The 13,049-nt window shown below is 65.4% G+C and carries 10 protein-coding genes; all 10 read left to right on the forward strand.

Annotated elements, in window-relative coordinates; all coding sequences use genetic code 11:
• The first annotated feature begins 7 nt into the window (after positions 1–7).
• The 10 genes from L8U58_RS01790 (at position 8) to L8U58_RS01835 (ending at position 13,039) form a co-directional block, all read left to right on the forward strand.
• Positions 8–265, forward strand: coding sequence for an acyl-CoA carboxylase biotin carboxyl carrier protein subunit (locus L8U58_RS01790; protein WP_034982127.1), 258 nt, complete (start codon positions 8–10; stop codon positions 263–265).
• A gap of 16 nt (positions 266–281) precedes the next feature.
• Positions 282–851, forward strand: coding sequence for an RsmD family RNA methyltransferase (locus tag L8U58_RS01795; protein ID WP_034991541.1), 570 nt, complete (start codon positions 282–284; stop codon positions 849–851).
• Positions 852–861: 10 nt separating this feature from the next.
• Positions 862–1,347, forward strand: a complete 486-nt coding sequence (coaD, locus tag L8U58_RS01800; protein ID WP_034976117.1) for a pantetheine-phosphate adenylyltransferase — start codon at positions 862–864, stop codon at positions 1,345–1,347.
• 72 nt (positions 1,348–1,419) lie between these two features.
• Positions 1,420–2,175, forward strand: coding sequence for a DivIVA domain-containing protein (locus L8U58_RS01805; RefSeq protein ID WP_034970425.1), 756 nt, complete (start codon positions 1,420–1,422; stop codon positions 2,173–2,175).
• Positions 2,176–2,193: 18 nt separating this feature from the next.
• A complete protein-coding gene (locus tag L8U58_RS01810; protein ID WP_034991546.1) occupies positions 2,194–2,739 on the forward strand; it encodes a YceD family protein in 546 nt (181 codons plus the stop codon).
• 23 nt (positions 2,740–2,762) lie between these two features.
• Entirely contained in the window at positions 2,763–3,497 is a 735-nt protein-coding gene (gene rnc, locus L8U58_RS01815) for a ribonuclease III (protein WP_034976111.1), read from the forward strand.
• Complete coding sequence (gene mutM, locus L8U58_RS01820) at positions 3,490–4,353, forward strand: bifunctional DNA-formamidopyrimidine glycosylase/DNA-(apurinic or apyrimidinic site) lyase (protein ID WP_269954563.1); 864 nt, start codon at positions 3,490–3,492, stop codon at positions 4,351–4,353. Before rnc ends, mutM begins: the two co-directional genes overlap by 8 nt.
• 26 nt (positions 4,354–4,379) lie before the next feature.
• Positions 4,380–5,855 (forward strand): alanine/glycine:cation symporter family protein, encoded by a 1,476-nt coding sequence (locus L8U58_RS01825; protein WP_269954564.1) that lies wholly within the window; start codon positions 4,380–4,382, stop codon positions 5,853–5,855.
• A gap of 20 nt (positions 5,856–5,875) precedes the next feature.
• On the forward strand, positions 5,876–9,364 hold the full coding sequence (gene smc / locus L8U58_RS01830; RefSeq protein ID WP_269954565.1) for a chromosome segregation protein SMC: 3,489 nt from the start codon (positions 5,876–5,878) through the stop codon (positions 9,362–9,364).
• 21 nt (positions 9,365–9,385) lie between these two features.
• Positions 9,386–13,039: a hypothetical protein gene (locus L8U58_RS01835; protein ID WP_269954566.1), complete on the forward strand. Its 3,654-nt coding sequence runs from the start codon at positions 9,386–9,388 to the stop codon at positions 13,037–13,039.
• Positions 13,040–13,049 lie beyond the last annotated feature (10 nt).

The following is a 13,049-nucleotide window of genomic DNA, read 5'->3' on the forward strand; positions in this document are numbered from 1 at the left end:
CTGGGGCATGGAAATCTGTGCCCCATTCGCGGGAGTCGTGCACTTCCTCGTCGCCGACGGCGAACCCGTAGATACCGGCGACGCGCTATGCACGGTGGAATCGCTGAAGCTGGAAGCGCCTGTGCTCGCGCCGGGGCCCGGGGTGGTGCGCAGGACGAACTCTCAGGACTACGTGGATGTGCACGGCGGGGACGTGATGCTGCGCGTGGAACCTCACCCGGCTGCCCAGCCCACCCAGCACCAACCCGCCCAGTACAACAGTTAGGCAGGACCCAAGAACAATGACACGCATCATCTCCGGCACCGCCCGCGGCCGCAGCATCAAGGTTCCCAGCGAGGGCACGCGCCCCACGGCTGACCGCGCCCGCGAGGGACTGTTTTCCTCCCTGCAGGTCCGTTTCGGCTTCGTCGACGAGGTCGTGCTGGACCTCTTCGCCGGTTCCGGCGCCCTTGGGCTGGAGGCCGCCAGCCGCGGGGCGAAAGAAGTCACGCTCGTCGATAACAGCGCCGCTGCGATCAAGGTGATCAAGGACAACGCGCGCGTCGTGCCTGAGGCGAAGGTGCAGGTCGTGGAGGCGAAAGCGTCATCCTTCCTGGCCGGAGCCCCGCGCAACCACTACACGATGGTTCTGGCCGACCCGCCCTACGAGCTCACCGACGAGGCTGTCGCCGAAATGGTGGAGGCGCTGATTCCTGTTCTTACTAGTGACGCCGTCGTGGTGATCGAGCGCAATAGTGCCTCACCAGAAACCGCGTGGCCGGAGGGTTTCGAGCCGACCGGGCAGAAGCTAAAGAAGCGCACCTACGGCATCGCCCGCTTCGACATGGCGATATGGCGGGGCGAGGGTTAGGTTAGTTGGCATGCGAGTAGTTTGCCCTGGATCTTTCGACCCCATCACGCTGGGACACCTGGATATCTTTACGCGCGCTGCGGCTAACTGGGAGGAGGTCGTGGTTCTGGTGACCTATAACCCGAACAAGAACGGCCTGTTCACCGCGGAAGAGCGTATCGAGCTGATCGAGAAGTCCATTGCAGCCATTCCAAACGGGCCGAAGAACATCACGGTGGATACCTGGGACAAGCTGCTGGTGGACTATCTGAAGGAAAACGACATTCAGGCGATGGTCAAGGGGCTGCGCAGCTCCCTGGACTATGAATACGAGCTGCCGATGGCGCAGATGAACCAGCGCCTGTCGGGTGCGGAGACGTACTTCCTGCTGACCTCCCCGGAGTACGGGTACGTGTCCTCCACCCTGTGCAAGGAGGTAGCGAAGTACGGCGGGGACGTGTCCGGGTTGCTGCCGGAGCCGGTGGTTGCGGCGGTGGAGGAGAAGTTCCGCGGCTAACTCGCCCAAAGCCGTACCCAAAAGCCGTGTCTAAACCTGTAGTTGAGGTCAAGTGATGGCATGGTGGGAGCCATGTACAAAACATTCCAGGGTATGGATGACCTACAGCAAATGGTGGAGCAGGCCTATGGCGTGCCCATGACCTCCAACTGCATGGTTCCGCGGCGCGAGGTTCTAGACATTCTCGACGAAATGCGCAACGCAATTCCCATCGAAATGGACGATGCGCAGGACGTCCTCGACCACCGCGACGACATCGTTGCGGACGCGCAGGATCAGGCGGACGCCACCATCTCCAGCGCCAACTCTGAAGCTAATGCGATCGTGCAGGACGCACAGAACCGCGCCGACCAGATCCTCCAGGATGCCCAGGAACGCGCCACCAACACCGTCGCGCAGGCAGAGGATCAGGCCGACCGCCTGGTCAGCGATGCTCGCCGGGAATACGACCAGGTCACCGGTCGCGCCGCCGATGAGGCCGAGCGCCTGGTCAGTGAAGGTAACGCCAGCTACCAGCGCTCCGTCGACGAAGGCCTGGCAGAGCAGCGCCGCCTGGTCTCCGAGTCCGAGGTCGTGCGCAACGCAGAGGCCGAGGCCAAGCGCATCATCGAATCCGCCCACGCCGATTCCGACCGACTGCGCACCGAGTGCGACCGCTACGTCGATTCCACCCTGGCCGAGTTCGAGGACACCCTCACCACCACGCTGCGTACCGTCAACCGGGATCGCTCCGCACTGCGCAAGGGCGCTGGTGCTTCCGGCTACCAGAACGGCACCGCCGGCTACCAGAACGATTCCGACCCCCACGGTTACCGTCAGCAGCGATAACCGGGTAGAAAGAAGGGTATGAGTAACCCCTTCGTTCTTGCAGTCGGCGATATCCCTACTGGACTCAGCGAGCCGGTCGACGCCCAAGGGGCGTCCCCAGTACCGTGGGGCGGCAACATGCTGGGCGTTGCAGAGGGCGCGCCCGTCGAAGTTCATGGAACCCTGGCGAACTTGGGCGAGGCGATAATGGCCACCGTACAGGTCAGCGGTGAGGCCACGGGCACCTGCTCGCGCTGCCTGCAGGATCTTTCCACCACCCTGGAATACTCCATCAGCGACGTGTTCGGCCTGACCCCGGACTTCATCACGGCCGATGACAGCGCGGACGACGAGGCCGAGGAAGAACTCGACGAGCCGCTGCTGGTCCACGACAATGCCATCGACATCACCCAGCTGGTGATCAACGAGGCGGGGCTTAACGCCCCGTTCAGCCCCGTGTGCACCGACTTCGGCACGGAGTGCCGCGAGGATACCCCGAGCCCGGACGGCATCAGCGAAGAGGCAGACGACGAGGACAAACCCGATCCGCGCTGGGCTGGCCTGGAAAAGTTCAAGAACCTCTAAAAGGAAAGGCACCCTAAAACCACATGGCTCGTAAACGCCGACTGACCGGCGAGGCCGCCCTCAACGCCGCCTATGGCAAGTCCGACCACGCCCCGCTGCTGGAAGCCTGGGGCGTGGATCTGCCAGATGATCTGCTGCGCCTGGCACTGACCCACCGCTCCTTCGCCAACGAAAACGGCCATCTGCCGAACAACGAACGCCTGGAGTTCCTCGGCGATGCCGTCCTGGGCCTGGCCGTTGCAGAGCAGCTGTACCGCCAATTCCCGGAGCGTGCGGAATCCGATATCTCCAAGATGCGCTCCGGCGTGGTGAACATGTACGCCCTGGCCGGTGTTGCCCGTCGCCTGGGCATGGGGGAGTACATCCTGCTCGGCCGCGGCGAAATGCTGACCGGCGGCAAGGACAAGCACTCCATCCTGGCGGACTCTGTGGAGTCCATGCTCGGCGCGATCTACCTGCACCACGGCTTCGAAGTCGCCCGCGCCACAGTGCTGCGTATTTTCTCCGACATGATCACCGAGGCTCCCACGACTGGCCTGAACATGGACTGGAAGACCGTGCTGCTGGAGAAGCTCTCCGACATGAAGCTGCCCCTGCCCACCTACGAGGTGCGTGGCGAAGGCCCGGAGCACGACAAGACCTTCTTCGCCACCGTCACCATCGACGACCTGGTCGCCCACGGCGAAGGCCACACCAAGAAGGTCGCCGAGCACGCCGCCGCCAAGCAGGCCGTGCAAAAACTTAAAGAGCGTGCCTGAGCTACCCGAGGTTGAGGTTGTCCGCCGCGGCCTCGAAGAGCACCTCGTCGGCCGTCGCTTTACCGACGTCGAGGTCTGTCACCCGCGCGCCGTTCGCTCCGGCGACCCGGATGCGCTTGTCTCTTTTCTTTGTGACGCCACCGTCTCCGCCGTCAAACGCCGCGGAAAATTTTTGTGGCTGGATTTTGGCCAAGACCTCCTGCTGCAAGTGCACCTGGGCATGAGCGGCCAGATGCTCGTGGCCGACCCCGGCCAGGTGCAGTCCCCGCACGTGCGCATCCGGGCGGGCCTATCCGATGGGCGCGAACTGTGCTTCGTGGATCAGCGCACCTTCGGCGAGTGGCGGCTGGAAAAGACCGTGCCGGATCCGTGGGGAGTGAGGGCCGAGGGGGCGTCCAAAAAATTTTTACCCCACAACGTCCGCCACATCGCTGCCGATCCGCTAGAGCCCGCCTTCGATGCGCGGGAAGCGGTGGAGCGGATGAAGGCCAAGCGTGCGGCGGTGAAGACGGTGCTGCTGAACCAGGAGGTTGTCTCCGGTATCGGCAACATCTACGCCGATGAGGCGCTATTTCTGGCGGGCGTGCGGCCGCGGCGCAGTGCCGCTTTGCTGAGCAGGCCCACGCTGCACCGGATCGTGGACGCGGCGGCGGAAGTGATGGAACGCGCCCTGGAACAGGGCGGCACCAGCTTTGATTCGCTGTACGTCAACGTCAATGGAGCATCGGGCTATTTCTCGCGTTCCCTGAAGGTGTACGGGCGCGGCGGAGAGCCGTGCAAGAGGTGTGGGTCACTGATCAAGCGCATTGTGATCGGTGGCAGATCCACGCACTATTGTGCTCAGTGTCAAAGATAGCAATCGTTTCGGGTAAGTTTTTTCCCATGGAAATGATTGAAAATTTCGTTGCGAATACGCTGAACGAAAATATTTGGAAGATCATCCCCGTCTTCCTGCTCTCCGCCGGCGCTTACTTCGGCATCCGCACCCTGCTGGTGCAGTTGCGCATGGTGCCGGACATGTTCCGCTCGGTGAAGGAACCCGCGGTCGGTAAGAGCGGAGAGAGCATCTCCGCGTTCCAGGCCTTCAGCATCTCTGCTGCCTCGCGCGTGGGTACAGGCAACGTCGTGGGTGTGGCCATCGCCATCACACTCGGCGGGCCGGGTGCAGTGTTCTGGATGTGGATGGTCGCCCTCGTCGGTGGCGCGACTGCGTTCGTGGAAGCCACGCTGGCTCAGCTGTGGAAGTCCCGCGACAAGGACGGCTACGTGGGCGGCCCGGCCTACTACATGACGAAGGGGCTGGGGGCGAAGCCGCTGGCGCTGATCTTCGGCATCGCCATCACCATCACCTATGGCTTCGTGTACAACGCGGTGCAGACCAACTCCATCGCGGAGGCCGCGGGTTCGTCCCTGCACGCCCTGAACTCCAACATCGCACCCGATGCCGCGTGGCTAAAGGTTGGCGTTGGCCTGCTGGTGGCACTGCTGACTGCCCTGGTGATCTTTGGTGGCGTGAAGCGTATCGCCAACGCCACCCAGGTGATCGTGCCCCTGATGGCCACCGCCTACATCCTGCTGGGCGTGCTGGTACTGGCAATCAACATCAGCGAGGTGCCAGCTATGTTCGGCACCATCGTGGAGCACGCCCTGGGCATAAAGGAGATCGCCGGTGCCACCCTGGGCGCGGCGTTCATGAACGGCATGCGCCGTGGCCTGTTCTCCAACGAAGCCGGCCAGGGTTCCGCCCCGAACGCGGCTGCAACCGCTGCGGTATCTCACCCGGTCAAGCAGGGTCTGGTGCAGACCCTTGGCGTATATTTTGACACCTTGGTGGTTTGTTCCATCACGGCCTTCATCATCCTGCTTTCCGATCCGGCTTATGGTGAAGGTGTGCAGACGGCCAACCTGACTCAAAGCGCGCTGTCGGCTCAGGTGGGCGAGTGGGGCACCCACTTCATCACGATCATCCTGTTCTTCCTGGCATTTTCTTCCGTGCTGGGCAACTACTACCTGGCTCAGGCAAACGTGGAGTTCTTCACCAAGTCCAAGGCAAAGCTGAACGTCTTCCGCGTGCTCGTGGTGCTCTGTGTGTTCGGCGGCGCCATCGGCACCGTCCCGCTGGTCTGGTCCCTGGCCGACACCTTCGCCGCCTCGATGGTTCTGATCAACCTTTGCGCAATCGTCCCGCTGGGTGGCGTGGCTATCAAGCTGCTGCGCGACTTCTCCCAGCAGAAGGCCGCGGGCGTGGATCCGATCTTCCACCGCGACAGTCTGCCGGAGCTGAAGAACGTGGAGTGCTGGGACGGTACGGACCCGGAGTGCCAGCGCCGCGAGGTTCACAACGGAGCAACCGCCTAGCTGTTTGATAGCATCAGGCAATGCACTTAAAGTCGTTGACGCTCAAAGGATTCAAGTCCTTCGCGTCCGCGACGACCCTGAAATTAGAGCCGGGCATCTGCGCCGTGGTGGGGCCGAACGGCTCCGGAAAATCCAACGTCGTGGATGCCCTGGCCTGGGTCATGGGGGAGCAGGGCGCTAAGACCCTGCGCGGCGGGAAGATGGAAGACGTCATCTTCGCCGGAACGGGGGACCGAAAGCCACTGGGGCGCGCGGAAGTCACGCTGACCATCGACAACTCCGATGGCAAACTACCCATCGAATACTCCGAGGTTTCCATCACCCGCCGCATGTTCCGCGACGGTGCCTCGGAATACGAAATCAACGGGGCCAAGGCCCGCCTGATGGACATCCAGGAGCTGCTGAGCGACTCCGGCATCGGCCGCGAAATGCACGTGATCGTCGGACAAGGCCGACTATCGCAGATCTTGGAATCCCGCCCCGAGGAGCGCCGCGCCTTCATCGAGGAGGCCGCTGGTGTGCTGAAGCATCGGCGTCGCAAAGAAAAGGCACAACGCAAGCTCGTCAACATGCAGGCCAACCTCGACCGCCTGCACGACCTCACCGACGAGCTGCACAAACAGCTCGGGCCGCTGGCGCGCCAGGCAGAGGCCGCACAGAAGGCCTCCGCAGTGCAGGCCACCATCCGCAGCACGCGCGTGCAGCTGGCCGCGCACAAGGTTAAGCAGCTATCCGAGGAGCTCAACGACTCCACGCGGCGCAGCGAGATGCTAGCCGAACAGCGCGCCGAACTACAGGCTGAGCTGGAGGAACACAGCGAGACCCTGGCCGTCACAGAGGAAGAACTGCGCACCGCCCTAGAGGAAGCCGAGGCGGCCAAGAACCTCTGGTACCGGCTGTCCGCGGTGCAGGAGAAGAACTCCGCCACTCTGCGCATCGCCAGCGACCGCGCGGAGCAGGCGCAGGTTGCCGAATGGTCCGGCCCGGACCCACAGGAGCTGCTGGAACGCGCCGAGCGCGCCGCCGAGGAGCAGGCCGAGCTGGAAGAAAACGTGGAGATCGCCGCCGAGAAGCTGGAGACGATCGCCGAGCAGGTCGCCGAGGCAGAGGAGGCCGCCCGCGCCGCCGAGCAGGAGCACTTCGCCCAGGTCCGCGCCATCGCCGACCGGCGCGAGGGCGTGGTTCGCCTGCTTGCCCAACACGAGGCTGCCGCCACCCAGCGCGACAACGCCGCCGCGGAGGTCGAGCGCCTGCAGGACAACGCCGCCGAGCAGCAGGAAACCCTCGACGGCCTGCTGGAGGACATCACCGAGGCAGAGGAAGCCTTGCGCGAGACCGAAGCCTCCGGCGGTGACCTGGAGGAAACCCGCGCCCAGGCCGACCGCGAGGCCGCAGGCGCGGAGGAGCGCGCCGAACAGTTGCGCGCCGAGCAGCTGCAGCTGGAGCGCGACATCGCCACCGCCGAGGCCACCATCGCCGCCTGGCAGGACCGGCTGACCCCCACCGACGGCGCTGCGGTAGTCGTCCGCGCCGCCGACAAGGCGGGCATTGCCACCCTCCGCCTGGCCGAGCAGCTGCACATTCACGACGGATGGGGTGCCGCCGCGGCCGCCGTTTTGGGCGATGCGGCGAGCTCGGGAATTGTGGCTCCTCTTTCGGACGCCCTCATCTCCGCCCTCATCGATGCCCGCGAAGGCCGCGCGGTGCTGCTGGACCCGTCGGCTCCGGAAGGGGATGCCAGCGCGACGTTCCGCCTGGATACGGACGTTTCGGCGGGTAAGTGGCTGCTGGACCTGATGGACGTGCCCGCCGACCTGCTGCGCCCCCTGACCGCCCTGCTAGTGGACGTTGTGGCGGTGGATAGTGCGGCGGAAGCCAGGAAGGTCGTGGCCGCGGACCCGCGCCTGCGCGCGGTGACGAAGGACGGCTCCGTCTACGGCGCCGGCTGGGTCGCCAGTGGTTCCGGCGGGACCACCCCAGTCGAGTTGGCGGATAGGATCGCGGCGGAAACAGAGGGCGTCACAAAGAAAAAAAAGGAACTAGGCGACCTGCAGGCCGCACTATCCGGTGCGCTCGACGCGGCCAGCGACCTACGCACCGCGGCGGCTGCGGCGCGCGCGGCGGAGCAGGAACACCGGGCTCTGCGCGACGCGGCAGCCAAGCGCCTGGGCGCGCTGCAAAAGCAGGGCGACGCGGCGCAGAGGCAACTCGAGCGCAGTACCGCCGAACAGCAATCGGCCGAGCAGCGCTTGGCGAAGGCCACCGAGGAACTCGACGAGCTAGCCGACCGCGTGGCGCGCGTGGACGACGAAGACCACACGACCGAGCCGTCGTCGGCCGAGCGCGATGCCGCAGCGCTGCACCTGTCCCAGGTCAAGGCCATGGAAATGGAAGCTCGTCTGGCGCAGCGCACCGCGGAGGAACGCGCGCAATCCACCCGCGGCAAGGCCGAGAACCTGCGCCGACAGGCCCGGGCGGAAGAAGCCGCGCGTAAACACCACCAGCAGCAACAAGCCCGTCGCGCCGCCGCCCGGGAAATGGCGACCTGCGTGCGCGAACAATCCCAGCGCATCGCCGACCGCATCGCCGACGCGCTGGCCACCGCCGAAGCCAACCGCTCGCAGACCGAGCACGCACACAAGCAGTGGCAGACCACGATGGCGCAGCAGCGCGACAAGGTATCCGCCCTGACCGCGCAGCTGGGGCGCATGAACGACAACGCGCACACCGCCGAACTGGCGCGCACCCAGGCGCAGGTGAAGATCGAGCAAGCCGTGGCCGGGGCGATGGAACAGCTGGGGCTCACCGCCGAACAGCTGCTGGCCGAGGAGCTGCCGGAGGACTTTGACGCGGCCGCCACCAAGGCCGAGCTGAAGAAGGCCGAGAAGGCACTGAACTCCCTGGGCAAGGTGAACCCGCTGGCGCTGGAGGAGTTCAAGGCGCTAGAGGAACGCTACAACTTCCTGGCTCAGCAGCTGGACGATGTGGAGCGGGCGCGCAATGACTTGCACGAGGTCATCGCCGACGTGGATGCCACGATCCTGCAGCTGTTCACCGAGGCATGGAAGGACGTCGAGGTCGCCTTCCCGCAGGTCTTTAGCACCCTGTTCCCGGGTGGCGCGGGCCGATTGGTGCTGACCGACCCGGACGACATGCTGACCACCGGCATCGAGGTCGAAGCCCGCCCGCCGGGCAAGAAGGTCAAGCGCCTGTCGCTGCTGTCGGGTGGTGAGAAGTCCCTGACCGCGCTGGCGATGCTGGTGGCGATCTTCAAGGCCCGCCCGAGCCCGTTCTACGTGATGGACGAGGTCGAGGCCGCGCTGGACGACGTGAACCTGCGGCGCCTGATCGCCCTATTCGAGGAGCTGCGGAAGGATTCGCAGCTGATCGTGATTACCCACCAGAAACCCACCATGGATGTGGCCAACGTGCTGTACGGCGTGACCATGCGCGGCGACGGTGTGACCAGGGTTATTTCGCAGAGGATGGCTCCCGAGAAGACCGCCTGAACGGTGGCGTAGGATGGTCGCGTGAGTTCTAGCGAGAAGAGTCCAGCCAGCGCAACAGCTAACACCAGCCCGATCTCTGATCTGCAGGATTCCCTCCTGCCGTGGGCATCGACGACGGAGGCGACCCTGGCCGGGAAGCTGGCGGACGTCGAGCTCTTCGTGGAGCTGGATATCGACGGCGACGAGCTAGAGCGTCTTACCCGCTTCTACGGTACCTTTATCGCCCGCCAGGTCGCCGCGGGATCCACCGAGAAGGCCCTGCTAGAGGCCTGTCCCGCGCTAACGATCGCCACTCTGCTGTCCCGCGCCGCGCGGTTCAATGAAGTCTCGGAACTGCCAGCGGAGTACTGGTACGGCCTTGGTTTGGAGCCGACGCCCACACGTACCCAACTGATCGAGGGACGGTTCGCGGAGCTACTGTCCGCCGCTGGGCTGGATCCCATGGACGGCGTATCCGGCGGGCCTGATGGGGAACTCGGGCGCCTGTTCGCCCACGTGGGCATTGCCTCCGACTGGGTGCCGGAGCTAATCGAGCTGGTGGATAGGCACCGCCAGCAGGGCGCGGATGCCGCGACGGAGATAGACTCTTCCGAGATTGCCGCCGAGATCTCCCGCGGCATCGTCGCCGAGCTGGCCGACGAGCCCCGGCAGGTGGGGCCACTGTGCGCCACACTGCCGGACACCGCGGCGAAGCTGATCGCCCCGATCGTGGAGATCGTCACCCACGCCGCGGCGCACCCGGACTCCTGGGAGTACACCCTTCCGCCGGTGGAGCTGCCAGCACTCATCCTCGAGGATGTGATCGAAGAGCTGCGTGAGAGGCCGGTAGGAACGGAAGATCGGCGTCACAGCGTAGGCGTGGCGCACCGCGAGGACCAGCCGCGCCTGCAGCTAGACACGCTGCGACAGCGCGTGGTTCTGCGCCTGCCCGCCCAGCCCCTAGAGGTCGACGGGAAGCTACACACCGAGGTGCGCTGGCGGGTTGACTTCGACGGCGCGCCCGCGGCCTTCCGCACGATGCACGCCGACAACGCGGGGCGGGCCGTATCGGAGATCCTGGACATCCCGGTGCGCCAGCCGCTGCGCAAGGTCAGCGTGCGCAACGCCAACGACGGGCAGCACTGGCAGCTGCCACTGGTGGATAACGATGATCCGGTGCTGGTGTTCACCATCCGCGGGGCGGATCTGACCGGCCGAGTTTCCCTGCACCACCAGCAGGTCTACGTTGTCGTTCCCGCCGAAACCACCGCCGTGGATCCGGTGACCGGCACGGACATTCCGGTACTGGAAGAACAGCCGATGAAGAGCTGGAACGGGTGGGTAATCCGACTGCTGGACCTCAGCGAATCCCTGAGCCTGCACATCGCCAAGCCCGGCGAGCACAGCCCGTCCATGGTCGGCGTGCGCGCGGTGGACCCGCGCCAGCGCGTGCAGTTCGTCGAGCCCGACGACGTAGTTGGAGGCGTGGAAACGACTAGTGGCAAGGTGATCCACTGCGAAAGCCTGCAGGTGGAGTTCCCGCCGACGATCTCCGGCGCAGCGGAGACCTGGTACCTGTCCGTCTCCTCCTACGCCGGACCCGGCGAAACGGGCGAGGAAGTCTCGGACGAGGAACCGCTGGAGGTTCCGGCCGAGGGTGGCCTGTTCGACGTCTTCGACCCCGAGGCCTGGGAAAGCCCCTGGGTCGGCGAGTACCTGGTGCGCCTGCGCGGCCCCCGCAACGAATCTTTCCGCCACGAATACGCGCTGGTGGAAGGCCTTTCCCTGGAGATGGACTTCAGCGGCCCCAGCGCCCAGACGCGCCTGCCGATGGCCGGCGGCCTGAGCCCTGTCACGGTGCGCCTGCTGCCGGGGGACAAGCCTTTCGAGAAGATCCCTCCGCAGAAGCTCGGCCCCACCGACCGCTTCACGACGACAATCGTGGAGACCGACGCGGGCGATGCGCTGCCCGTCATCGTGAAGCCCTCGCGCCTGCGCTATCAGCTGACGATGCAGGGCGAGGATCCGATGTGGCGCACCGACCCCATTGAGGTCTCCGCCCGTTCCATCGACACGCAAACCCGCTTCCGCGTGCGCCCTGGCTTCCGCCCTGGCATGGGCTCGAAGGCAGAGAACCGCGCGCTGATGGGGGACGCCCGCGTGGTGATCCGCAACCACCACGGCTCGCCCGTGCGCACCCTGAAGCTGCAGACAATCGACGAGGTCACCTGGTTCGTAGACCTGGCCGAGGCCGAGGCCTCCCTGGCGACCCTGACCTCCGGCTCCATCGAGTTGGAGTTCGTCGAGGATCGCCGCGTGAGCGTGCGCCTGGCCCGCATCGTGCCGAGCTTCGATTACTCCGCCACGGTCGACGGGGCGGCACTTTCCATCACTAGCGACGCGCCGGATGTTCCGGTGAACTTCGGGGCTCCCGGTGCTGGTGCGTGGGTCTGGCCGAACACCGCCCCCTGGCAGCCGGCGACCTTCGTCGAGTTGGCAGCTGCCCCCGCTGGAGCAGAAGGCGGGGCCATCGCACAAGGTACCCTGCCCGCTGAGCTGGTGGGCGCCGGCCCGTTGAGCGTGCAGCTGTTTGGCCGGGATCGCTTCAACTACCTGCGCGCCCCCGTGGCCGCTGGCCAGCACAGCGCGGTCGCAGAGGCCATCGGCTACTTCGGAGCCCACAGTGAAGGCGCGGACGAGGATCCGTGGGCGAAGCTCTCCGCATTCCTAGCGGGGGAGTCCACGGAACTGCCCAGCGACACGGCCACACTGTCTACCCTGTGGGACGTGCGGGCAGGCTGGCTGCGCGGACGTTTCGACGTGCTGGATAACCTGCGCACGGCGCTGACCAAAAACCCGCGCGAATCCGTTCACGCCATGTCCCAGTCTCTGGTTCCGGCGGCGGACCGACCCGCGCAATTCATCCTGTCCGGGCTGGTGCATTCCACCCTGGTGGGTGCGGAAGCCGAACGATCGAACACGCCCTGGATCGCAGCCCTCGAGATCCTGGGGGACCTGTCGCTGGTGGACCCGGAGGGGGCGTCAGAACTAGAAGCGCAAGAAGCACAGACCCAAGAAGCGAAGGCGAAGGACAAGCGCCTGCGCCAGGAACTCAAGCAAGTCGCCGGGCAAGCGGTCGTGCAGACGCTGGACACGGGGCGCGATGTCTCGCTGGATACTGCCTGCATCGATAACACCACCGTGCAGATCGCACACATGGACGCGGCACAGCAGCAGGCCGTGCTGGACATGTTCTTCGGCAAGGCGGGCGTGGTACCGGGCGCGCTGAGCGACGAAAACAGCCGCCTGATCGCGGTGTTCGAAACGTTTAACAAGCGGCAGGAACTGTCCGCGCTGCTGGGCGACCCGGAACTGATGAAGACCGCCGTCACGCTGCTGCGGAAGGTTAAGTCCGCCAACCGCCAGCTGTACCTGTCGGCGCGCGTGCGCTTCGACAAGCTGGAGGGCGTGGATACGGATACCCCGGAGAACCGCTGGGCGCTGGCGCCCGTCGTCTCCATGGTCTTCGCGCTAGCCACCCGCATGTACGCGCACAAGAAGATGTCCAGCCTGGGCAAACTGCTGGATGCCTACCCGGGGTGGGCGGCCATGGCGCGCCTAGTGCCGGATCTGGTGACGGGCGACATTGTGATGGCAGATGCGATGGTGCGCGGCGTGTTCGGCCCGACTGTGTAACCCAGCGTGC

Source organism: Corynebacterium macclintockiae (assembly GCF_027570165.1).
Lineage (GTDB): Bacteria > Actinomycetota > Actinomycetes > Mycobacteriales > Mycobacteriaceae > Corynebacterium > Corynebacterium macclintockiae.